Genomic DNA, 23,312 nt, shown 5'->3' with positions numbered 1-23,312 from the left:
TTTTTATCCCGTCCAACTCTCTTACTTTGTTGTCATCAGTGCTTAGTTATTTACACTTTTGCTCATTAATGCTCTGGGCAACTTGATATCAAACTTCTGGCGAATTTCCCGGTCCAGTTCTTCACTAATGTGACGGGGATGGTGATTGGCCATGGTATCTTTCACAATTTCCGTCGCGATAGACAGCGCGGTTGGCTTGCCCTTTTCATCCCACTCATTCGGGCTGCTGCGCTCTCCTGTTTCGGGGTAAAAATATTCTGACTGCATTACCGAAAGCGTTTGATCCGATCCCAGGTAATGCCCAGGCCCCTCTTCACAAACGCTGCGAATAGCCTCGAGAGATAAAGTATCTTCATTTACCTCAATCCCTCTCACCGTCCTTAACACCGACCCGATGGTATCATTGTCCAGAACCAGACTTTCCATACAAAATCCCAGTAAACTTGCGTGCATCCCAGCAGATTCATAAACCAGATTAGTCCCGGAATTCCCTGTAATTGCATGATTGTAGCCTTTTTCGGCCCCAGCTTGATAATCTGGGACTTTAGAATCACACATCCCGCTTGGAACCCCGGTCGGTAAGTCGTAGAATTCTCCCATCTGAGCACAGGCCGCTACCAACAGGGCCTGTTCTCCACTGCCGCCACTCATTGCTCCGGTACGAAGATCAGAAACGAAGGGCCAGGTCCCAAAGATCGCGGGCGCGCCCGGCTCAATTGCGTTTACATAACAAAGGCCTGCAAGGACCTCGGCAGTTTCCTGCACAACCGCCCCCGCAAGCGACGCAGGAGACGTTGCGCCTGCCTGACCTGCTGCGAGTAGTAGAACAGGCATCCCGCCACGCACAGAAGCCTCCAGACACTTACAGGCATCTTCAGCAAACTTTAAGGGCGGAACGACAAAACAATTAGACATGCTTACGAAGGGGCGCTCTCGCCATTTTTTTTCACCCCCCGCAATCATATGAAGCATCTCTAGAGATTTTTCAAAATGATCAACTTCGACCCAACTCGAACCAACATGTTTGGTCGTACCTGAGACAGAAGCATAACAGGTGTGAAAATCCATATCGAAGGGATCAGGGAGGTCTCGACAAACGACAGAGCGTTGGAAAAAATGAATGTTATCCAGTTTATCTACCTGACGCGCGATGTCATAGAGATCCTGTGTCGTGGATTCCCGGTAGTCACCTGTTTGGGCATCCACCATATGAACCGCAGCACCCGCCGTTCCAAAATATGTCTTACGCCCCGTAAGTTCCATATCGTGTTTGGGATCTTGCCCATAGAGAACGACGTTTCGGTTAACCTTGGTCAACATATCTTCCACAAGGGCGCGCGGGAACGTTAGCCTACCATTATCTTTTAGAACACCACCTGCGGCGGTGATAACGTCGATACAGCTTGGTATCGCATCCGCAAGGCCAATATTTTCCAATACATCCAGAACCGCAGTATGAATACGTTTAATTTGAAGGTCACTCAGGACCTTGAAATTACCGCTTTCCAATCCAGGATGAATGGCTCTTGTTTCCTCGGTTAAGGGCGCAGATCTAATAGCTTGTCTTGCAACACGTCCACCTCGGCGACGGTTCTGTGTAACGACTTCACTCATTTCTTAACTCTCCTGAAAAACCTGAATTAGATTGTGGAGAACTGTGAAATTTTGGACAATTGATGCTTTTTCACTAATTGGTCACATTTACTCATCATTTAAATTTAAAATATGTATATTGTTCAAAGAAAATCTGTGTCTTACTCAGTATCAATCTTTGCTAACTTGAGGGTTATTTTTACGTGTTACACAAAAGGCAGCTCCCAAATTTGAACGCTTTGCGGGCCTTCGAATCAGCCGCACGACTTTTAAACTTTCGTATGGCTTCTGAAGAACTCAACATAACACACTCAGCCATCAGCCATCACATTAGAAACCTAGAAGAACAACTTGGCGTTAAGCTATTTAGTCGATCTGGCAGAAATGTGGTTTTGACAGAATCTGGATTATTTTATCTACCCATACTAACTGATTGTTTTGACCGAATTTCCGATGGTACCCGTTTACTTCAATCAAGAGAACGTCCCAAGACTTTGATCGTTCAAGTCTACATTACCGTTGCCATGTATTGGCTTTTACCCCGCATCCACGATTTTTATCAGGCCAGTAATGGTATACAGGCACAACTCAATACCTCTTATCTTAATTGGGACTTTGATAAAAGCGGTACTGATGTTGGAATTATTTGGGCAAACAAAAAAGACCCCGATCTAGTTTATCTGCACCTGGCAGAAGCACGCCTTTCCCCGATGTGTCACCAAGACATTATGACGGGTAAATCCCCCATTAAAGAACCAAAAGATCTTTTAAATCACCATATATTACAGTTATTTAATCATAATCAGGATTGGATAATGTGGTTTAAAGAAGCTGGGATAGAAGGTTGGGCACCAGATCAAGCTCTTACTTTTGATAATTATCTTTTGGCACTAGAAGCTGCCAGAAAGGGGCATGGCATTGCCATGACCAACAGTCCCTTTGCCGCCCCAAGAGATGCCAATGAAACCCTTATCCGCCCCTTTGGTGACCAGAGCTGCCACAGCGGAGATTGGTATCTTGTTTGCAAGAAAGAGTTAATCGACAGCCCGAAGGTTAAAGCTTTTCATAAATGGATTATAAATGAATTAGCTACAGAAACTAAAAAGAAAGCTTAGCAACATATACATTATTCCAAGAATCAAAAAAGCCGCTAAAAAGCGGCTTTGAAACGATGGCGACCCCTACGGGATTCGAACCCGTGTTGCCGCCGTGAAAGGGCGGTGTCCTAGGCCTCTAGACGAAGGGGTCATCTATCGGTGAGCAAGTAATTACCTATTTAGCTGACCCAATGCAAGCCCCTTTTACCAACAAATATGATTTTTTTTAATTTTCCAGAAAATTATATGTAATTTCTCAATTCGCAGTTATAAATCAGTAACCTAAGCGAGAATATATTCTATTGAATGCGCATTTTTTTATTATCCATTATTCCTAAATCTCGAATCGATTTGAGAATAATCTGGAAATAAATCGTATTGACCTGATAACAGCGAACCACTTTACCCAATCACTAATAATTTCATCGTACCAATTATAAATTTATTCGCTGAGTGGAAAAATTTGAAGCACATCAAGAATCAAAGAAACCGCTGAAAAGCGGCTTTTGAAACGATGGCGACCCCTACGGGATTCGAACCCGTGTTGCCGCCGTGAAAGGGCGGTGTCCTAGGCCTCTAGACGAAGGGGTCATCTATCGGTGAGTGAGGATTTACCTATTTAGCGGACCCATTGCAAGCCTTGAATTTCGATTCTGTAATTTTTTTTAATTTTCTGTACTTGCAAGCTTCAAAGCAGGGTCTTTTTGGGCGACGGGAACCCCGCCAATTTCCTTAACCAACTTCTCCATCATGGCAATGCCGAAATCTTCGTATGTTGTCGCGGTCTGAACGAATGCACCGGTTCCCCCGATAACAAACTTCTCGTAGTAGCGATCAATAAAAGGGTCTTCGTTAATGATCGCAAGGCCATTAATGACAATCCCCTGAGACGTTGACTGATTACGAACCAGTTCCGGGGGTGCGCCCTGATTAGACCTCCCATCACCGGAAATGTCGATAACTTTACGTGCCCCGCTATAATCGTTTACTTCCATTTGCCGGGTTGAATAGGTAATCGCCCCCCCGATAGAAGTTCCTCCACCAAATATGTAACGCGGCGTTTCATCAACAAGATCAGCAAAGGCCAACGCACTTTCCTCATCTGTGATCAGATACCAATCAACAGCTACTTTTTGAAGTAAGTTATTAGCCCATTGAATAACGGATACTGCGACCCCCCTATCCCCGGACACAGCAATTGCCTGCATGACCTGAGGTTCGCGAAAGGCCTGCGCGATCCCGCGCATCTGTAAATCAAATTCTTGAGCGGAAACGCTGGTTGAAGCATCTACAGCGAGTACGAGTTCAAGATCCACATCAAGTTTATCCTGAGCTCCCCCGTGAGAGCTGTTAAATAATGTTGCAAAAAAAATAAATCCGACAAAAAAGGCAGAATAAATTCTGCCTAATAACCGTATTGCATAAAATTCAAACATGAGGTCCATAAATGCACCTTACCGATTAATTATTGCCGCGTCTTCAATTATCATCTGAACACCGTCTGGCCCAGACCAGGTATCTTTCTTCAATTTACCGCAGATATGTAAGGGCAGACCGCCAGTATTGAGTAAAACCTGCCCTAGTTCACTATCAAGTGATCGAAAAGCAATGCCCTTAATCGAACGTCCATCAGAACCACTGAGAATACAGCGTACATGGCTCTCACCAACAATACCTGGCCTCAGTATCCGTACAGAAGGGAGAACGAAACGCGGCTGTGGATTACCCATCCCAAAAGGCCCACAGGATTCTAGAAGATCAATCAATTCGCCGGATGCACTACCGGGCTGTAGGGCGCCATCGATACCAAGTCCCGGCACAAAAGACGTTTGCTCCATAGCAACAGATAAACGTTCGCGCAAAAACGTACAAAGTTCATTGTAGCGTTCCCTGCGTACCGTCAACCCAGCAGCCATCGAGTGTCCCCCTCCATTTTCTAGTATTCCGGCCTGACGTGCAGCAATAATCGCAGCACCAAGATCAACCCCAGGCACAGAACGTCCAGACCCTTTCCCTATTCCTTTGTCGTCAAAAGCAATAACAAAGGAAGGTAAATTGTAACGGTCCTTAAGCCTGCTGGCGACAATACCTATGACCCCTGGATGCCAACCATCCCCGGCCACAAGTACGCAACCATTTAATTCAGCTTCATCACCAACTGAACCTAAAGCTTGGTCAAGTACCTCGGTCTCAATATTTTTACGATCAGTGTTATATTCTTCAAGTTGTTTCGCAATACTTTCTGCTTCTTCAACGTTATTCGTAGAGAGCAGTTTAGCACCAAGCCACGACTGTCCAACGCGGCCACCTGCATTAACGCGCGGCCCCAAAGTATACCCAAGATGACCGCTGTCAGGACGTTCTGATAACTTAGCAACATCGGATAAAGCCACGATTCCAGGGTTGTGTCTTTTTGCCAGGATTTTGACTCCTTGGCTAACATAGGCTCTGTTCAACCCAGTAAGCGGCACCACATCGCATACGGTACCAAGAGCAACAAGATCAAGTAAGTTCATCAAGTTGGGCTCTGAGACACCGTTTTGGGTGAACCACTGCGCATCACGTAGGCAGCGGTTCAAAGCAACAAGAACAATGAACACAACACCAACAGCCGCAAGAGACGAAAATTCTCTGGTTTCGTCTTGCCTGTTCGGGTTAACCACAGCAATGGCCGGAGGTAGATTAGCCTCAGCTTCGTGATGATCAATAACCAACACATCGAGATTTGCGTCTCTCGCTCCTTCCAGTGCTTCAAAAGCAGACGTGCCGCAATCAACGGTGATAACTAAAGAACAACCTTCTTTTTGCAACTTGAGTAAAGCAGAAAGATTGGGACCATATCCCTCACTCACACGGTCAGGTATATGAACATAAAGATCAATACCAATGCCTTTAAAGTAACGTATTAGTAGTGCGCTGGAAGTTGCTCCATCAACATCATAATCTCCAAAAACAGCAATTTTTTCTTTCTTATTAATCGCATGCATGATCCGTGCTGTTGTAGCATCCATTCCCTTTAAATCTGAAGGGTTGGGTAACCAGTCACGCAAAGTTGGTTTTAGGTAGGCTTCTGCATTTTCAAAACTGACGCCGCGCGCGGCAAGCAAGCGTCCAATAATTTCAGGCAGTCCCAACCGCTGGCTTAATGCCAGTGCCGTTCTTTGATCCTTAAGTCTCTCTTCCCAGCGCTTGCCAGTAACTGAATTCTCAACACCAAGGAAAACGTCGCGGTTGCTGTCGGACATATACTCTTTACCACTTTTTCTAAATTGCGTTGAGAACAGCCTACTGCTCTCCACTCAAAAAACAAGAGGCGCCCTATAGGCGCCTCTGTCACAACTTATTGAGCTTGGGTTATTAAACACCCAAATTGTCGTACCATGTTTTACGGTAGAAATTATGTGTCGCATCAACAAGACGAGACGTACCCGTTTTCGACCGCATAACGATGGATTGAGTTGTAGCACCGCCTTTGTAGCGACGCACACCGCGAAGAAGGCTACCGTCTGTTACGCCAGTTGCAACAAACATCACATCGCCCTTGGCAAGTTCATCGATCTCGTACTTACGATCAAGATCATCAATGCCCCAACGCTTGGCACGAGCAACTTCGTCATCATTTCTAAACAATAGACGCCCTTGGAACTGTCCACCCGTACAACGAAGTGCAGCAGCGGCCAAAACCCCTTCAGGAGCACCACCAGCGCCCATATAAAGGTCAATACCGCTGTCAAAGCTGCTTGTTGCCATTGCACCAGCGACATCACCATCCCCAATAAGGACAATGCGTGCGCCACATTCACGAACTTGTATAATTTTTTCTTCGTGACGCGGACGATCCATAATACAAACCACAAGATCACTTACATCAGTCTTCTTGGCTTTCGCAAGATTGGTCAGGTTATTGAACACTGTGTCATCCAAATCAACAACACCTTCCGGTAAACCACCACCAACAGCAATCTTATCCATATATGTATCGGGGGCATTCAGGAAGTTACCTGATTCGGCCATAGCGATAACACACATCGCGTTAGGGCCGCCTTTGGCAGTTAAAGTTGTTCCTTCAAGAGGGTCAAGGGCAATATCAATCCCCGGACCGCCTAAACCAACTTTTTCACCAATATAAAGCATCGGCGCTTCATCTCGTTCGCCTTCTCCAATGACAACAGTACCATCAATGGCCATACTGTTTAGGGCATCACGCATTGCATTTACAGCAGCCTGATCAGCAGCTTTTTCATCTCCACGCCCCATTAAGCGGGAAGAAGCTAGCGCAGCTGCTTCTGTGACACGTACGGTCTCGAGGGCCAGGTTGCGTTCCATATCTTTGTCCTCTGACTTTGATATTGTTCAATCATGAACAGGTTATAATTTTCAGACGCCCTCTTAAAGAGAGACAATCCGGATCATATTAGGTGTTTCAAGAACACAATCCAGTTGAGCAATCTTCTCAAGGGATCGTGCCATTGCAGTTTCAACAGTTGCCTGTGTCGTAATAACCAAAGGCACCGCTTTACCAGGATTTGTTTCATGCTGCAGAAGAGATTTAACCGAAATATTTTCGTCTCGTAGAATATGCGCAATATCGGCGATTACACCGGGACGATCTTCCACATTCAGTCTTAAATAATAAGAGCCTTCTCGCTTTTCGACCGGTTGAGCAATTGGCTTCTCAAGATAGGCAGCCGGGACACCGAAAGTCGGTAGGATTGTCCCACGTGCGATATCAACCAAATCGGCGACAACAGCAGAAGCAGTCGGGCCGCCACCTGCGCCAGCGCCTTCAAACACGGTGGTACCAACGTGATTACCATTACACACTACGGCATTAAGCACACCTTCAACAGACGCAATCGGTTGATCTTTGGCAACCATGCACGGATGTACACGTTGATCAATTCCATGCTCAGTCTTGCGGGCAATTCCCAGAAGCTTAATACGATATCCAAGCTCTTCGGCGTTTATAATATCCTGAGCTGAGATTTTCCGTATTCCTTCGATATAAACCGCATCAAAATCAACCTCAGTTCCAAAAGCAACCGAGCTTAAAAGAGAGAGCTTATGCGCAGCATCAACTCCATCAACATCGAAACTTGGATCAGCTTCGGCATAACCGAGTTCTTGTGCTTCAAAGAGAACCTCTTCGAAATCCCTTCCCGTTTCACGCATGTTGGTCAGAATAAAGTTACAGGTACCATTAAGGATACCATAAACAAGATCAAATGAGTTCGCTGAGAGACCTTCGCGAAGACCTTTGATAACAGGAATTCCTCCTGCCACCGCGGCTTCATAGCAAAGTGCGACACCTGCTTCCTCAGCTTTAAGGGCAAGTTCAGTACCGTGATGGGCAAGAAGAGCTTTATTCGCCGTAATAACGTGGCGACCTTTTGCTATTGAGACTTCGACAACCTCTTTGGCAATACCTTCTGAGCCACCAATCAATTCCATCATAACATCGGCATCACATTCGGCTGCCATTTTGACAGCGTCATCATAGAAAACCATTTCGCTCATATCAAAATCGCGATTTTTTTTGCTACGAGCTGAAACCGCGACAATGGAAATGGAACGTCCCGTTCTTTGAGAAAGAACGTTAAGGTTTTCCTGAATAAGTTTTACGGTCCCAGTACCAACAGTACCTAACCCAGCGATTGCTATCTTAAGAGGTTCACTCACGTTTTATTTCCGCTCACTTATCTGTTCGAGGATACTATCTTTTTTCTGCATCATAGCTTTGATATTTTTCACAGCCTGACGGGTTCTTTGTTCATTCTCAACTAAGCCAAGCCGGACATAACCTTCACCGTACTCACCAAAGCCAACACCAGGAGCAACAGCGACATTAGCATGCTCCAGAAGTAATTTGGAGAATTCCATGGACCCGAGATGTGCAAATTCTTTTGGAAGCGGTGCCCAAGCAAACATTGTCGCCGGTGGGCTTGGGATTTCCCATCCTGCAGCAGCCAAACCTTTTATAAGAACATCCCGTCTGCCGCGATATCTGTCACGCATCTCATCAATACATCCCTGAGGACCATTTAGTGCCGCAACAGCAGCGACTTGAACCGGGGTAAATGCACCATAATCTACATAGGACTTCACACGCGTTAAAGCTGCAATCAGTTTTTTGTTACCAGAACAGAACCCGACACGCCACCCTGCCATGGAATAAGTCTTGCTCATTGATAGAAACTCAACGGCAATATCTTTTGCACCCGGCACCTCAAGAATTGAAGGCGGCGGCGTATCTCCGAAGTACACCTCTGCATAGGCTAAATCAGAGATAATATAGATTTCATGTTTGCGGCAAAAATCAACAATTTCTGCATAGAAATCCAAATCAACAACTTCTGCAGTTGGATTTGAGGGATAGTTTAGAATAATAGCAAGAGGTTTGGGAACGGAGTGTCTTACAGCAACTTCCAACTGTTCCATAATACTATTCGCGTGCGTCCCCCCCTGCTCTCCCACAGGCATCGAGCGAATAGCTGCTCCAGCAATGATAAAACCAAAAGCATGGATTGGATAACTTGGGTTTGGTGCCAAGATAATATCGCCTGGACTTGTTATTGCCTGAGCAAGATTTGCAAGCCCTTCTTTTGAACCAAGAGTCACAATTGTTTCTGTTTCAGGATCAATATCAACGCCGAAACGTCGATCATAATAAGCTGATATCGCTTTGCGAAGCCCCGGAATCCCTCGTGAAGTAGAGTATCCATGAACCCGGGGGTTTTGAATAACTTCTGTGAGTTTATCAATGACATGCTTCGGTGGAGGTTGATCCGGATTACCCATCCCAAAATCGATAATGTCCTCTTTCGCCGCTCGCGCTGCTGCTTTTAATGCATTAACTTCAGCAAATACATAAGGCGGCAAACGTTTAATACGGTGAAATTCCTGGTCCATTCTCAACTCTATAGTGATTAGTTTTATACAATCTGTCTCAAGATAGCTCTGACATTTCAGTCTTCTTTTAACAGTCGATCAACCTCAAAAAAAAAGGCCACGAAGCAGATAGCAGAATACCAGCTCCGTGACCAATGTTTTATGTGCTTATTTACACCAAGATTTCTCAAGAAAAACTCAAGAAACCTTTCTCCTAATTCACATAGATTTCTACACGACGGTTCCCAGCTTCACCTGTCGGCATAAATTCATGAAAGACTGGATTACTATCAGATTGTGCATCTGTGAGAACTTGCCCGCTAGGCACACCAGAATTAAGAAGCGCACGTGTCACCGCCTCAGCACGTTTACCTGATATTTCGTAATTGACCTGTTGATGACGCAACGCATCTGTCAGCTGTGTACGAGAGCTTGAATGCCCAAGAACTGTAATCGCCCCACCTCTTTGACCATAAAGAGAAGCAACATCACGTATGACCTGCATGTCTTGATTGTTCAGGTTTGATGATCCGTGAGCAAAATAGATAACAGCAACCAACTGGCCAGATGCCTGCGCACCATAGGGTGATCCATAAGGTTGTTGACCGTAACCGTTGGTCTGTTGTTGAGTATAAGGGGAGCCCCAACTCGGCGTATTGTAGCCTGGGCCACTATACTGTTGCTGACCGTAAGAGGGAGCACCATTTGGGAAAGCTGGCGGAAGAACCGAGCCCCCTTGTGAAGAAATTAGGGTTGTCTGCTGTGGCGTTTGTTGCGGTACAGAATTTACAGACTGAGGAACAGATGGAGCCGCACTTTGCGGTGCAGCCGGAATTTGAGGCGCGACACCCGGTGCTTGAGGCACAGACGGTGGTGGAGCAGCCGGAACCAGTGTTGAACGTGCCGTTAAAGGTTGATTGCTGTATTCAGCATTATTGCGATCAGCAACAAGACCTTCGGTCACTTGATTTTTATAATCACCGGTAGCTGTTTGTGGTGATTCGCCAGGCACACTGGAAAGATTAGGAAAACCTTCCGCAGGAACAACATTCTCAGCATTCGTAACCTGCGTTGGTTGTTCTGGTTCGTCACTGTCAAACCATGCGACTGGGTTTGCCCAATCCGGTGTGGAAGAACAAGCCGCCAACAATAGAGGTAGCGCAAGCACTCCCGCTAACCGACCTTTTCCCCCAATACGATACAAACTTTGTTTTTTCTGCTCAGGCATACATCTGTCCTTGGTCATAACTAAGACCGTTCCCCCATGTAAACGTCAAATAAATCGTAAACGTCAAATAAATCGGGGCATGTACATCAGCATTACAACTGATTTGATGTACACACGAACGATATTGACCTCACTTGTTGTTCTTTTATACTTCCAGCTGTAACAATGGGTGTATAACATTGAAAGAGCAACAAGGCGATATACGATTCAACAAAAAGACCAAACAGATCATAGGGAAGGCTGAATGGCCGATCAACACCCGGAGGGAATAAATATGCCAGATCCCACAGAAATTGCTGAAACGATGGCCGCAATTTCTGAGAAATCTCAGGAAATGGTACAAAGCTTTCTTAAGAAACAAAGTGAGCAAAACCTAGACAAAGACCCGGATCCCATGCGTATTGGTCAAGCATTTTGGGAAATGTCACAGCGCTTTTGGGCTGATCCAGATCAAGCATTAAAATTACAGGCCGACCTATGGCAGGGATATAATAATCTTTGGCAAGAATCTGCCCGAAAGTATTTTTCTTCCCAACAAATCGAAAAAGAATCGCCTTCTCCCGAGAAAACAAAAGATCGTCGATTTAAAGACGAAGCCTGGGAAGACAATCCCTTTTTCAACTTTATCAAACAATCCTATTTGCTCACAGCGGATTCCATTCACAAATCAGTCAAAGACGTTGAAGGACTGGACGAATCCCACGCTCTAAAAGTTGATTTTTATACCAAACAGTTTCTTGATGCCCTTTCCCCAAGCAATTTTTTAATAACCAATCCTGAGATCCTCAAAGCAACGGCGGAAACCGGTGGGCAAAACCTTTTACAGGGATTGGAAAATTTAATAGCTGACCTTGATAAAGGTCGCATCAAGATGACTGACGAAGATGCATTTACTCTTGGAGAAAACATTGCAACAACCCCCGGAGAGGTCATCTATCAAAACGAGTTGATGCAACTAATTCAGTATGCACCAACAACAGATAAAACACACACTCGCCCACTTATGATCATCCCTCCATGGATTAACAAATTCTATATCCTTGATCTGAAGGCTAAGAACTCCTTTGTAAAATGGGCCGTTGAACAAGGCTTCACTGTTTTTATGATTTCCTGGATCAATCCAGACGCAAAACTCGCAGAGAAGTCTTTTGAAGATTATATGATTAAAGGCCCCCTCGCTGCTCTTGACGCTATAGAACAAGCAACTGGATCCAAAGAGGTCAATGCCATCGGCTATTGTCTTGGCGGCACGCTTCTGGCTTCAACACTTGCTTATATGGCCGAGAAAAAAGATACGCGTATAAAAAGTGGAACATTTTTTGTTACCATGACCGACTTTACAGAAGCTGGGGAACTAAGAGTATTCATAGACGAAGATCAGTTGGTTGCCCTTGAAAAACGCATGGCTGAACAAGGATATCTTGATGGGGTCGAAATGGGCACGACCTTTAACATGCTACGATCGAATGACCTTATCTGGTCCTTTGTCGTGAATAATTATCTGTTAGGTAAAACTCCTTTCCCCTTTGATTTGCTTTATTGGAATTCAGACACAACTCGCATGCCTGCCAAGATGCATAGCTTTTATCTCAGAAACATGTATCTGGATAACAAGCTCATCCAACCCGGTGCTATTGAGCTGGATAACACCCCCATAGACCTCGGCAAGGTAACCGTTCCAACATTTATGATTTCGGCCAAAGAAGATCATATTGCGCCTTGGAAATCCACCTATGCCAACACGCAGCATTTTTCAGGAAAGAAAGAATTTGTCCTAGCAGCTTCAGGTCATATAGCTGGAATAATCAACCCTCCTGCGGCTGGCAAGTATTCTCACTGGATCAATAAAGAAACACCCGAAACACCCGACGAGTGGCTAGACAACGCGGTTGAACATCCAGGATCATGGTGGGGACATTGGGCACAGTGGGCTAAGAAAAAGAGCGGAAAACTTATACCCGCACGCACACCAGGGGCAGGCAAATTGAAGTCGATTGAACCAGCCCCAGGAAGTTACGTCAGAATAAGGTAACCACAAAACAAAGCCACATTACTGACAAAGTCAAATTTGGAGGTACACTTCTTAAATTAAGCTTTGTCAGTTTTTTGTCAGCCTCACCCGCTATCAAGCATTTATGCGCAATAGCTCCATTACCCATTTTCTTTTTCCATCATTCCCCATTGTCCTTATGGCAACGGCCTTAAACGCCTGTGTTGTTTTCTCACCGCCAAAGGATCATGCAAAGTTGCTTCCAAAGCCTCCTGAATCATGGGCAAGCGAGACAAGATATAAATCCAAGCTGGAACAATCGCCTAAAACCCACAAGCAAGCAGGAATAATAACATCACAATGGTTTGCAGTAGACGATGACGCAGAACTAATCTAGAGAATAACCCCGAAATAATGGCAGCGAGAGCTATTCATGAACAATATAAAGCCAATCTTATAAAACAGACCGCAGCTTTTTTCCCTAGCTTTGATTTTTTATCCAATGCCAGCAGAACAAAAAGCTCTACAAACGATTTTGACGGCAAACGCATTAAGAACTATGACAATAACTTTAGACTTGAAGCCAAAGTTTCGTGGGAAGTTGATGTTTGGGGGCGTTTACGCTCAACATCTTCTGCAGCCCAAAGCGATCTTAATCAAGGTGCATTTGATCTTAAGAACGCCAAATTGTCCATTGCAACAAGGGTTGCCCAGCAATGGATAGAACTAATAGCCTTAACTCAACAAGAAGTTATCGCCAGAAACCAAAAAAATAATCTCGCTCAAATCGTAGAAAGAACGACTAACCGTTACAATGCAGGACTGTCAGATATTTTGGACCTCCGCTTGGTTGAAACAGATTTAGCGACAGCACAAGCAACTTTGTTTTCCAGAGTTGATCAACGAAGCAAGGCTGCGAGGCAGTTAGAAATTTTACTTGGTCGTTACCCTTCTGCTGAGATCAAAACACGAAAATTTCTACCCGAAATAAATAACAATTTTAATGCAGGAATTCCAAGTAACTTATTGAAGAACAGGCCTGACCTTCTTTCCGCAGAAGAGAAAATAATTGCGTCAAACTTTCGAGTAAAAGAAGCTGAATCTAACCGTCTCCCAAGTTTGTCCCTTTCTCACTCAACAACTTACCAAAACGGAAAGCTCAAAGATCTCTTCGACCCCGTCAGCTTAATTACATCCATTGCTGGCAGTATCATCCAACCCATTTTTGACGGCGGACGACGCACTGCCATCGTTGAACATAAAAAAGCTGTAACCGATCAACAAACTGCAAATTATATAGCACTCGTCTTCAAAGCCTACCAAGAAGTCGAAGACACCCTAACCAGTGATGTTCATTTAGCAGACCAAGAGACACAACTCCAGAAAGCAACATTAAATGCTGCTGAAAGTGAAAGACTGTCTCAGGAAAAGTACTTCAATGGCCTCATCTCAATATTGGATTTATTACAAGCACAGCAACGTTTTTTTGTGGCTAAATCCCGCCTTGTGAACATACAAAAACAACGCCTTCAAACGAGGGCGATACTCTTTCTCGCGCTAGGAGGGCAAAGTATCCCAACAGTACCTGCAGAGAAAAAAACGACTTCCTTATCTGAGCCTAAAGACAAGGATCAAAAAACAAACGGAACTAAATTGGAAGAACCTACTGTGGAGCAATCAGTTGAAAAATAAAACAGCTGATCAAAATCATACTCATAAGCTTAAAAATGTCCTTCGTATCGCCATACCAATCTTTATGGTCAGCCTTGCTACAATAGTATTAACGAGTATCGAAGGAAACGATACAGCAGACTTGAATGACACGACCGTTTATCCAGTCACGCCTCTTCTGCCGACAATGGAACTATCATCAAAAATTGCTAATATTTCTATTCATACACAAGGTGTAATTGAGCCAATAAATAAGATTAAAATTATCACACAAGTATCTGGTATTATTATTAAAACACCAGAAAATTTAAAGTCTGGAAATCATTTTTACAAAGATGATTTCTTGTTCCAAATTGATCCTCGTGACTACAAACTATCGTTAACCAAAGCTCAAGCAGAAGTAGCCTCTGCAGAACAAAAATTAATCCGGGAAAAAGCAGAATCAAAGTTGGCAAAGGCCGATTGGGTAAAGTACGGTCAGGGAGAGCCTTCGGCACTGACCTTGCGCTTACCACAAATGCGTGAAGCCGAGGCAAAACTAGATGCCGCCCGTGCAGAACTTCAAAAAGCCCAACTGGATTTGGCACGTACCACTTATCGTGCACCCTTTGATGGCTTTATTAAAAGTGTTTCCCTTGAGACAGGCCAGTTTGTATCCAGTAATACGTCTGTTATGGATATATTCTCAGATCAACAATTTGAAATCCGCCTTCCCATTAGCCGAAAACAGTTGGAATACCTTCCTCTGTCTAATGACGGTAACATTGAGGGGATGGTTTCCTTTACGGATCCGCAAAGAGGAAACGATAAAAAGTGGTTTGGAAAAATACGGCGCCTTGAAAAAGAGCTCCTGAAAGATACAAATCAATATGTACTTGTGGCAGAGGTCTTAAACTTTGATGCGCCTTCCAACTCTCCTGATGCTCTACTATCCGGAACATTTCTACACGCCGAAATTACATCAAAAAACATCACCAACCTCTATAAAATACCAAGAAGCGCCCTCTATTTAAACGACAGTATTTTGACCGTAGATAAATTGGATGTTGTGACAAAAAATAAAGTAAATATATTAAAAAAACATAATAATTATATATATATTACAGCAAACATCTCACCTATCACACGAATAATAACCAAACCTCCGGAAATATTCATTGAAGGTATGAAAATTCGCACCAACTCGGGTGGCGCGACAGATATGCTGCTTTCCATAAAGAGCTTGGACAAAAGAGATCTTCATTCCAGTGATCAAACCAGCGATCAAAATATAACAAAGGGTCGGCCTGTCGAAAACGCCCCTTATCAGGCAACAGCTTCTACTCAAGACAAGGCGATAATCAATGAATAGTCTTATTCGCTGGTTTACCCTTAATTCAGTCTCTGCCAACTTGTTAATGTGTTTGATTTTACTCGGAGGCTTGATCTCGATACCCGATATCAAAACTCAAATTTTTCCAACGATCAAGTTAAATGCGGTTGATATTAGCATTGATTATCGCGGTGCGTCACCTCAGGCCATAGCACAAAATATTTCACTCCCCATTGAGAACGCTCTCAAAGATTTACCCGGTATCAAAAATATCTATTCCTTTGCTGTTGAAGGCCATGGAACGACGTCTGTGTTCTTCTATTCAAATGTGGATTTACAGGAAAAAATTACTGAAATAAAAAACAGAATAGACAGTTTAAGCACCCTTCCAGCCGGAAGTGAACGTCCCAGAATTGCTAAAACAGCCGATAATGATCGCATTATCGATATCGCCATTCACGGCAATACCGATTTGGAAACCCTGACACTCGTCGGTGAGAAATTACGCTTTACCCTATTACAGGAAACCTCCCTCAGCGAAATTAAACTCTTTTCAGCCCCGCCTTTGGAGCTGGTTATTGAAATCCCTTCAGAAAATTTACGACAAACCGGATTAAAGTTTTCAGATATTGCAGAAGCGATCAGAACATCTTCAATAGACATCCCGGCGGGATCCATTGGTCAAATTGGCAATCAATTGACGATAAGGGGGAATAGTCGAGCTTTCACGCCACAGCAGTTTGAGAAAATCTCCCTCGTTCATAGATCCAACGGCGCCACTCTTTTTCTTGGGGAAATCGCGACGATCAGGCTTCTCAGGAAAGAAGAAAAATTCACCAGCCGATTTAATGGTCAAAATTCCAGCGGCCTGGAGGTTTTCATCGACAGCTCTCAGGATATGTTGAGCGCCATCAAAGAATTGAAGCTAAAGGTACAGGATGTACAATCAACCCTCCCCGAAGGCATAACAATTACCCTGTGGCTGGATGACAGTGAGGATATTGCTCAACGATTATCCATGCTTGTTGATAACGGCCTCATGGGATTGGGCCTTGTCTTTGTTCTGCTCGTTTTGTTTTTGAGAGTAAGTCTGGCATTTTGGGTATGCGGCGGCATCGTCATATCCTTTACCGGAGCCTTTTGGTTTCTTCCCCTCCTCGATGTCTCGTTAAACCATATTTCAACTTTTGCCTTCCTCTTGGTTTTAGGGATCGTGGTTGATGATGCCATCGTTATCGGAGAAAGCATTTACAATCAGCAAAATAAACACGGTATAAGTACAAAAACAGCATATCTTGGCATTAAAGAAGTCTGGAAACCTGTGTTACTCGGCGTTATCACCACGATTGTTGCCGCAACACCCGGCTTGTTATTCAAAAGCATTATTGGCAGCTTTCTTTATGATATTTCTGTCATAATTGTTGCTGTACTAAGCTTCTCTCTTATCGAATCATTCTTTATTCTACCTGTACATCTCTCTCATCCTCAAAAATGGCTTAAATTACCCTCTTTATTTACAAAGCCCATCTCTAGGCTTCGGCTCGCTTTTCAAAAGTCTCTCCGTCGATTTATTTACGGATCATACAGAAAATTTCTCCACCAGACATTGATCTGGCGCTATACAACCTTGTCCCTTTTCGTCATTTTGGCTGTTTTATCAGGGTATCTTATCGTATCTGGGCGTGTGCCCATTCAAATTTTTCCCAATATGGCAGAAGCACAGATTGTTGCGCAGATCACTTTAAACAAAAACAGCTCCAATGATTTCTTAACCAACACAATGGAACGTCTGGAGACTTCATTCGAAAATGTTCAAAGGGAGATTAACCTTCCGCTTCAAGAAGACGGTACGCCTATAAAAGCTATTAAAAATTATGCTTCTTACATTTCGGGGCAAGATATTTTCATGGTCGTAGAGCTAGATACGCAACTTTTATCGGAAATTCCCATCGACACCCTTATTTCGCAATGGCAGGAAAAACTGGGTCCGATCCCGTCTGCAAAAAAAATAAGCTTTTCTGCAAGTGAAGATGGCACCCCCAACATCCTATCTCTGAAAATGTTTGGAGCAAATGATGAAGCCATCAGATCAAATATCACAAAATTAGAGCAAGAGGTTCTCAATCTTGCAGGGGTTTATAACTTCACAGTCACGGTTGGCACTCCACAGTCGGAATACAAAATTCAACTCCGACCAGAAGGCCAGCGTCTAGGCATTACCATGTCCGATATAAGCCAACAGATTGCGACAGCTTTTCAAGGCGAAAGACTGGATCGCTTACCTGGACGTATTCAAACCACAGATGTCGTTCTCCGCCTGCCCAAACAAGAACGCCTTGAACTGGAAAACATAGAGGATTTCCCCGTCACCCTAGACAAAGAACGAAAGGTTCCCTTGTCAACGGTCGCGACTTTGCTCGAAAATACAACCTCAAGCTATATAGAACGTATAAATGGCCGCCAAACTTCCTCTGTTGATATTATCTTCAGCAAAGCCACATGGACCCGGTTTGAACTTCTGCAAAAAATAGAGAATTCAATTATCCCCACCATTAAAGAAAGCTCCCCTGATTTTGATTACAAACTCTCTGGCGACGCTGAGGAGGAAGACGAATTTACAGAAGAGGCTTTGCGTTTATATGTTCTTTGTTTTTTCGTTATCTATGCCTTACTCGCCATTGGCAGTAACTCGTATTTTCTCCCCCTTATCATCCTTACAGCAGCGCCTTTTGGGCTGGTAGGAGCAATCTATGGACATTATCTCCTCGGTTTGGAAATCAGTGCCTTTTCAATCATGGGGGTTCTCGCAGCAGCCGGGGTTGTTATAAACGATAACCTGGTCCTGGTTGACAGGATCAATTATTTAAAAAACAAGGGGACATTGATCCAAGTAGCGGTAAGACACGCCTGTATCAGCCGCTTTCGTCCGATATTTCTGACATCTCTAACCACAGTTTTGGGATTGCTACCCATTTTATTTGAGGGGAGCTACCAGGCTCAATTTATTGTTCCCATGGCGATATCTTTGGCTTTTGGTGTTTTAATCGCTACTTTTGTTACGCTCTTGCTTGTCCCGACACTCTACGAGATAAGTCAGGACATCAAATGGCTGTTTACTTCAGATGAGAACCCCAAATCGAGTTTCAATACGAACGCACACGCCCGAGTAAATCAGGAACAGAACATATGAAAATCCTTCTCGTTGAAGATGACCCACAACTTGGCGCCAGTCTCGAGCGCGCCCTTCATCATGATGGCAGTGTATGTGAGTGGGTAAAAACAGCCGAAGATGCAGAGCTAGCCCTTAATATTAGTTTCTTTGACCTGATCATTCTCGATTGGATGCTGCCTGACCAACAAGGTATTGATTTTCTCAAAGAAGCCCGCAAAAAAGGTGTGACAATACCTGTACTCATGCTCACCGCAAGAACTGCGACTTCAGAAAAGATTGAGGGCCTTGACGGCGGGGCCGATGATTATCTGACCAAACCCTTTGATCTTGATGAGCTTTTTGCACGATTGCGTTCTCTTGGTCGGCGAAGGGAAGTAAAGGCATCCAGCGAGTTGGTAATTGGCAATTTAAAGCTTTGCCCGGACCGGCATGAAGTCACCCTTGGCGGAGATAAAATTCAGCTGTCCAAAACTGAATTTCTAATTTTACAAAAAATGATGGAAAGCCAAGGACGTTATATATCAAAAACGCAATTGGAAGAATATGCTTATAATTGGGATAATTGCGTAACTCCTAACGCAATTGAAGCCCAAATTTCCAGATTGCGTAAACGTTTGGGATCTGGTGTCATTACTACTCTAAGAGGTGTTGGCTATAAGGTCGAAAAGGTATGAAGTTTTATTCCCTCAAAAACAGGTTTCATATCTACACTTTAACAATAACAGCGATATCCTGGATATTAATCCTGGCCGTTGTCATGTTTGGTATGAGGAACTTGCTCCTTTCCCTAACCGAGGATGCCCTCGAAAGCAGAAGTGAACTACTAGCAAGCGCCCTGCCGTTAAGTTATTTTGAAGAAGGAAATCCCGCGTTAGAAAAATGGCTCGAAACCATTAGGCAATCCCCGCCGGAATTCGTGGATACAGGACTAGATTCAGACAGCAGCTATCAAGTCTGGTATAAAGGTAAGGTCATTGCCAGTTCTTACATTAGTCCGATAATGCCAGTTCCGACTAAAGAAGGGATCAGCTTATTTACTGACAAAGAACAAGACGATGTCATTGTATGGCAAACTTACGCAAAAAAAATTAAAGGGGTCGATGCCTGGGCCGTGGCAACAGAAGACATGGAGTTTGCTTTTGATGGCAGCCTTACTTTCATTGTCCTTGCCTTTTTCTTTATCGGAGAAAACTTTCCCCTCATTTATTTGGTTCTGCCCTTAAGTTTCATAAGTTTGTTTTGGGGCATTAACAGAAGTCTAAAGCCTCTTGTAAAAATATCAGATCAGTTCTCTGAGAGGGCAAAAAGTAATCTTTTACCTTTTTCTGTAAAAGCGGTGCCCAGTGAAATTTGGCCCATAGTTGAATCCTTTAATTACAATCTGGAAATCATTCATCGCAACCAGAGTGAGCTGGAGTTATCTTTGGAGAGTGAAAAGCGTTTTACAGCAAATGCTGCCCACGAGCTTCTAACGCCGCTCGCAGCCATAAAAACAGAGGCACAGCTGCGGGAACGCCAAACCACAGATCCAGAACAAAAAGAAGGCCTTATAGCTATTTCGTTACGTGTGGACAGAGCAACACATACTGTCGAACAACTCGTCACACTTGCCCGTCTAGACCCCAATACTCTGCATGAAAAGACCAAGGAAGTCGATCTCCACAAAATTATTCAAAACGTATCCGCTGATCTGGGTGATAAAATCAAAGACAAATCCATCGACTTTGATATTAACGCTTTGAACATCAACCAAATACACGGCCTTCCATCTGCCCTAACCTTTTTATGTCGAAATCTGGTCGATAATGCCGTTCGATATTGCCAGAAGAAGGGCATTGTTCGTATCACTATTAGCCAAAGTCATACCAATCTAACCCTATCCGTTAAGAATACCGGTCGCCCTCTTCCTGATTATATGAAAGATTACATTTTTGAACGTTTCGTGAGAGGCGCAGGCGAGCAAGAGACGGGTTCTGGGCTTGGCATGTCGATTGTCAAACGGGTTGCAGACATTCACAAGGCAGAGATTATCCTGAGTGACCCGGAAGATCTGGTTGGTTTACAGGTTGATGTTATCTTCCCCATCAAAGAGAAGTCTCAAGAATAACTTTGCCCCAATTCAGCATAGTTTCGCGCTGAATACCTTATTCCTTCAAGCTCGTCAGGCTTTAAATCTCTGAATTTTTTAGCAGGAGATCCTGACCACAACTCTCCAGTCGGCACAATCTTACCCGGCGTTACAAGCGCACCAGCAGCAACCATAGCATCAGACTGCACAACAGCTGCATCCATTACCACTGACCGCATACCAATAAACGCATGATCAGCAATGGAACATGCATGAAGAAGTGCCATGTGACCAACAGTAACGCCATCACCAATAATGGTTTGAAGCCCGCCGCCTGTTTTCCTGTAATCCTCGCCGCTCCTATCATGATTAACATGGATTATCGTCCCGTCTTGAATATTGGTGTTTGACCCAATGCGGATCGCGTTTACATCCCCTCTTACAACACAGTTAAACCAAACAGACGATCCAGGTCCGATCTCAACATCACCAATAATGACCGCATTTTCAGAAATAAAGGCATCTGGAGAGATTTTTGGGCTCACACCACGGTACGGCAAAATTATTCCAGGCAAAGGGCTATCCTCTTAAATTATTTATATTCTTTGGATTTTTTAAGTTTGAGGTTAACAAATTAACAATATTGTACTATAAAAAAATTACTTCGCCCCATCTTTACTATTTTTCAACCACCTTGATTCCATATATAAGATTATCAACTGTTTTAATTTGCTGGAGAGCAGAAAATATGCTGAGTGGCAACAAACGTATCGCGACCCTTGCCCTGACAGCCTTAATTGGTTTTGGTACACTAACTTTTTCAGCTCCGAGCCAGGCTCGTGGAAATGAACCGCGCTTTTATCAGCAGCAGGTTTGTCTCGCCAAAGCTTATATCAAAGTTAATAATTCGCAAAAGTCAGCAACTCATAAAGCTAAAGCTATAAAATCACGCTCTAAGTTGAGCAGATCAGGTGTTCCTGAATCTCATATCAAAGAATTAGCCAACCGTACTTTAAAAATGCTTCAATTTGGCATTCAGGGTAACCGCGAAGCCAGAGGCCCACGCCTTTGCCAGCAGTGGTATCCAATCGGATAAAACCAACTCGCCGCAATGAAGTTTAAATAAAAAAGAGGGCTTATTTATCAGCCCTCTTTTTTATGGTTATAGTTTTTATGAAAATAAATTAAGAGCTTCTTTTAAAACCGAGCTTTAAAGTCCCGCGTCTAAAGTCCCGCGTCTAAAGTCCCGCGTCTAAAGTCCCGCGTCTTCTGGGAGCCCAAGCATCAAGTTCAGATTCTGAACAGCAGCACCAGATGCCCCTTTGCCAAGGTTGTCAAGTCTAGCGATCAGAATGGCTTGACCAGTCAGCTCATTGGCATAAACAAATAATTCCAACTCATTTGTACCATTCAAAGTATCCGGGCGTAGAAATAGATTACGTTCTAACTGATCTGAATTGTTTAGTTCTCTCACCTTTATAAAGCGAGCATCCTCAAAGTGATCGGATAAAGCCTGATGGATCACTTGACCATTTGTTCCTTTTTTCAACTGCGCATAATGCAAAGGTACCGAAACAAGCATTCCTTGTGCATAGTCACCAACTGATGGAACAAAAATTGGTTTATGAACCAGACCGTTGTGGATTTGCATCTCTGGTACATGCTTGTGATCGAGGTTGAGACCATAAGTGCCAAACGGTTCAGCCTGTCCCTCCTCGTGAATGGCCATAAGTGCTTTTCCGCCTCCGCTATAGCCTGAAACTCCCGTTACATTAAGATGACTATCTTCGGGCAGGAGATTCCGCTCCAGCAAAGGTCGCAACAATGCAATTGCGCCAGTGGGGTAACATCCTGGGTTACTCACTCTTTTGGAGTTGGCAATCTTGTGCCGTTGTCCCTCGGTCATTTCAGGAAAACCGTAAGCCCATTCCGGATTGACACGATAAGCCGTTGAAGCGTCAATGATCCGAACATCTGGATTTTCAACCAAAGCAACAGCTTCGATAGCTGCTGCATCAGGTAAACACAGAATTACAAGATCCGCGGAATTCAAAAGTTCCTTACGTGCATTTAGATCTTTGCGAAGTTCCGGTGCAATAGAGAGTATCTCAAGATCTGTCCGATTTTCAAGGCGTTGACGTACTTGCAAACCTGTGGTGCCAGCTTCGCCATCAATAAATATTTTTTTGCCACTAGACATCCGAACATACCCTTTAAAATAACAACTGCTATTTATTTAGAACACTCAAGATTTTATTACAATCCAAATACACAAAACAAATCCTGCCTCTTT

Annotated in this window: 18 protein-coding genes and 2 tRNA genes; 9 read left to right on the top strand and 11 right to left on the bottom strand. The window is 44.0% G+C overall.

The genetic code is table 11. From position 1 onward, the window contains the following. Positions 1-42: 42 nt before the first annotated feature. A complete protein-coding gene (locus ACFSKO_RS17430) occupies positions 43-1,614 on the bottom strand; it encodes a trimethylamine methyltransferase family protein (protein ID WP_380253997.1) in 1,572 nt (523 codons plus the stop codon). A 209-nt stretch (positions 1,615-1,823) separates the two neighbouring features. On the opposite strand from ACFSKO_RS17430, the gene ACFSKO_RS17425 reads away from it, so the two are divergent. Continuing rightward, the gene (locus ACFSKO_RS17425) at positions 1,824-2,708 is read left to right on the top strand and encodes a LysR substrate-binding domain-containing protein (protein WP_380253995.1); all 885 of its coding nucleotides are present in this window, start codon (positions 1,824-1,826) and stop codon (positions 2,706-2,708) included. A gap of 57 nt (positions 2,709-2,765) precedes the next feature. Here the strand turns inward: ACFSKO_RS17425 and ACFSKO_RS17420 are convergent. The 8 genes from ACFSKO_RS17420 to ACFSKO_RS17385 all read right to left on the bottom strand — a co-directional run bounded on the left by ACFSKO_RS17420 (position 2,766) and on the right by ACFSKO_RS17385 (position 10,806). Continuing rightward, positions 2,766-2,841, bottom strand: a tRNA-Glu gene (locus ACFSKO_RS17420). Positions 2,842-3,205: 364 nt separating this feature from the next. Next, positions 3,206-3,281 (bottom strand) — tRNA-Glu (locus tag ACFSKO_RS17415). Positions 3,282-3,355: 74 nt separating this feature from the next. Beyond that, on the bottom strand, positions 3,356-4,135 hold the full coding sequence (locus ACFSKO_RS17410) for a DUF1194 domain-containing protein (RefSeq protein WP_380253993.1): 780 nt from the start codon (positions 4,133-4,135) through the stop codon (positions 3,356-3,358). Between the two features lie 9 nt (positions 4,136-4,144). Beyond that, positions 4,145-5,935 (bottom strand): single-stranded-DNA-specific exonuclease RecJ, encoded by a 1,791-nt coding sequence (gene recJ, locus ACFSKO_RS17405; RefSeq protein ID WP_380253990.1) that lies wholly within the window; start codon positions 5,933-5,935, stop codon positions 4,145-4,147. 112 nt (positions 5,936-6,047) lie between these two features. Beyond that, entirely contained in the window at positions 6,048-7,016 is a 969-nt protein-coding gene (gene glpX / locus ACFSKO_RS17400; RefSeq protein WP_380253988.1) for a class II fructose-bisphosphatase, read from the bottom strand. A 63-nt stretch (positions 7,017-7,079) separates the two neighbouring features. Beyond that, positions 7,080-8,369: a homoserine dehydrogenase gene (locus ACFSKO_RS17395; protein WP_380253986.1), complete on the bottom strand. Its 1,290-nt coding sequence runs from the start codon at positions 8,367-8,369 to the stop codon at positions 7,080-7,082. A gap of 3 nt (positions 8,370-8,372) precedes the next feature. Continuing rightward, a complete protein-coding gene (locus ACFSKO_RS17390; RefSeq protein WP_380253984.1) occupies positions 8,373-9,599 on the bottom strand; it encodes an LL-diaminopimelate aminotransferase in 1,227 nt (408 codons plus the stop codon). A 193-nt stretch (positions 9,600-9,792) separates the two neighbouring features. Then, positions 9,793-10,806, bottom strand: coding sequence for an OmpA family protein (locus tag ACFSKO_RS17385; protein WP_380253982.1), 1,014 nt, complete (start codon positions 10,804-10,806; stop codon positions 9,793-9,795). A 244-nt stretch (positions 10,807-11,050) separates the two neighbouring features. Here ACFSKO_RS17385 and ACFSKO_RS17380 point away from each other — a divergent pair, with 244 nt between their 5' ends. From ACFSKO_RS17380 to ACFSKO_RS17350, 7 genes are all read left to right on the top strand, one after another. Then, positions 11,051-12,838: a PHA/PHB synthase family protein gene (locus ACFSKO_RS17380; protein WP_380253980.1), complete on the top strand. Its 1,788-nt coding sequence runs from the start codon at positions 11,051-11,053 to the stop codon at positions 12,836-12,838. 103 nt (positions 12,839-12,941) lie between these two features. Continuing rightward, positions 12,942-13,193, top strand: coding sequence for a hypothetical protein (locus ACFSKO_RS17375; RefSeq protein ID WP_380253978.1), 252 nt, complete (start codon positions 12,942-12,944; stop codon positions 13,191-13,193). Positions 13,194-13,210: 17 nt separating this feature from the next. Beyond that, positions 13,211-14,488: an efflux transporter outer membrane subunit gene (locus ACFSKO_RS17370; protein WP_380253976.1), complete on the top strand. Its 1,278-nt coding sequence runs from the start codon at positions 13,211-13,213 to the stop codon at positions 14,486-14,488. Further along, entirely contained in the window at positions 14,478-15,818 is a 1,341-nt protein-coding gene (locus ACFSKO_RS17365; RefSeq protein ID WP_380253973.1) for an efflux RND transporter periplasmic adaptor subunit, read from the top strand. The genes ACFSKO_RS17370 and ACFSKO_RS17365 overlap by 11 nt, the downstream gene beginning before the upstream one ends. Continuing rightward, entirely contained in the window at positions 15,811-18,969 is a 3,159-nt protein-coding gene (locus ACFSKO_RS17360) for an efflux RND transporter permease subunit (protein WP_380253971.1), read from the top strand. Before ACFSKO_RS17365 ends, ACFSKO_RS17360 begins: the two co-directional genes overlap by 8 nt. Next, on the top strand, positions 18,966-19,625 hold the full coding sequence (locus ACFSKO_RS17355) for a response regulator (protein WP_380253969.1): 660 nt from the start codon (positions 18,966-18,968) through the stop codon (positions 19,623-19,625). Before ACFSKO_RS17360 ends, ACFSKO_RS17355 begins: the two co-directional genes overlap by 4 nt. After that, entirely contained in the window at positions 19,622-21,058 is a 1,437-nt protein-coding gene (locus tag ACFSKO_RS17350; protein ID WP_380253967.1) for an ATP-binding protein, read from the top strand. The genes ACFSKO_RS17355 and ACFSKO_RS17350 overlap by 4 nt, the downstream gene beginning before the upstream one ends. Here ACFSKO_RS17350 and ACFSKO_RS17345 read toward each other — a convergent pair. Continuing rightward, positions 21,049-21,564 (bottom strand): gamma carbonic anhydrase family protein, encoded by a 516-nt coding sequence (locus ACFSKO_RS17345; RefSeq protein ID WP_380253965.1) that lies wholly within the window; start codon positions 21,562-21,564, stop codon positions 21,049-21,051. The genes ACFSKO_RS17350 and ACFSKO_RS17345 overlap by 10 nt on opposite strands. On the opposite strand from ACFSKO_RS17345, the gene ACFSKO_RS17340 reads away from it, so the two are divergent. Next, positions 21,555-22,115, top strand: a complete 561-nt coding sequence (locus ACFSKO_RS17340) for a hypothetical protein (RefSeq protein ID WP_380253963.1) — start codon at positions 21,555-21,557, stop codon at positions 22,113-22,115. The two genes, ACFSKO_RS17345 and ACFSKO_RS17340, sit on opposite strands and share 10 nt — an antisense overlap. 156 nt (positions 22,116-22,271) lie before the next feature. Here ACFSKO_RS17340 and argC read toward each other — a convergent pair whose 3' ends face one another. After that, positions 22,272-23,219, bottom strand: a complete 948-nt coding sequence (gene argC / locus ACFSKO_RS17335) for an N-acetyl-gamma-glutamyl-phosphate reductase (protein WP_380253961.1) — start codon at positions 23,217-23,219, stop codon at positions 22,272-22,274. Between the last annotated feature and the right edge of the window lie 93 nt (positions 23,220-23,312).

Source organism: Kiloniella antarctica (assembly GCF_042682825.1).
Lineage (GTDB): Bacteria > Pseudomonadota > Alphaproteobacteria > Kiloniellales > Kiloniellaceae > Kiloniella > Kiloniella antarctica.
Note: the sequence above shows the minus strand (reverse complement) of the source record. Positions and strands in the feature narration are given on the sequence as shown.

What these genes read in the sequence shown, in the direction of transcription:
- ACFSKO_RS17350 (WP_380253967.1), top strand. Translation starts at nt 19,622, where the DNA reads ATGAAGTTTTATTCCCTCAAAAACAGGTTTCATATCTACACTTTAACA.
- ACFSKO_RS17360 (WP_380253971.1), top strand. Translation starts at nt 15,811, where the DNA reads ATGAATAGTCTTATTCGCTGGTTTACCCTTAATTCAGTCTCTGCCAAC.
- argC (WP_380253961.1), bottom strand. Translation starts at nt 23,219, where the DNA reads ATGTCTAGTGGCAAAAAAATATTTATTGATGGCGAAGCTGGCACCACA.
- ACFSKO_RS17385 (WP_380253982.1), bottom strand. Translation starts at nt 10,806, where the DNA reads ATGCCTGAGCAGAAAAAACAAAGTTTGTATCGTATTGGGGGAAAAGGT.
- ACFSKO_RS17390 (WP_380253984.1), bottom strand. Translation starts at nt 9,599, where the DNA reads ATGGACCAGGAATTTCACCGTATTAAACGTTTGCCGCCTTATGTATTT.
- ACFSKO_RS17430 (WP_380253997.1), bottom strand. Translation starts at nt 1,614, where the DNA reads ATGAGTGAAGTCGTTACACAGAACCGTCGCCGAGGTGGACGTGTTGCA.
- recJ (WP_380253990.1), bottom strand. Translation starts at nt 5,935, where the DNA reads ATGTCCGACAGCAACCGCGACGTTTTCCTTGGTGTTGAGAATTCAGTT.
- ACFSKO_RS17375 (WP_380253978.1), top strand. Translation starts at nt 12,942, where the DNA reads ATGCGCAATAGCTCCATTACCCATTTTCTTTTTCCATCATTCCCCATT.
- glpX (WP_380253988.1), bottom strand. Translation starts at nt 7,016, where the DNA reads ATGGAACGCAACCTGGCCCTCGAGACCGTACGTGTCACAGAAGCAGCT.
- ACFSKO_RS17355 (WP_380253969.1), top strand. Translation starts at nt 18,966, where the DNA reads ATGAAAATCCTTCTCGTTGAAGATGACCCACAACTTGGCGCCAGTCTC.
- ACFSKO_RS17410 (WP_380253993.1), bottom strand. Translation starts at nt 4,135, where the DNA reads ATGGACCTCATGTTTGAATTTTATGCAATACGGTTATTAGGCAGAATT.
- ACFSKO_RS17380 (WP_380253980.1), top strand. Translation starts at nt 11,051, where the DNA reads ATGGCCGATCAACACCCGGAGGGAATAAATATGCCAGATCCCACAGAA.
- ACFSKO_RS17370 (WP_380253976.1), top strand. Translation starts at nt 13,211, where the DNA reads ATGGCAGCGAGAGCTATTCATGAACAATATAAAGCCAATCTTATAAAA.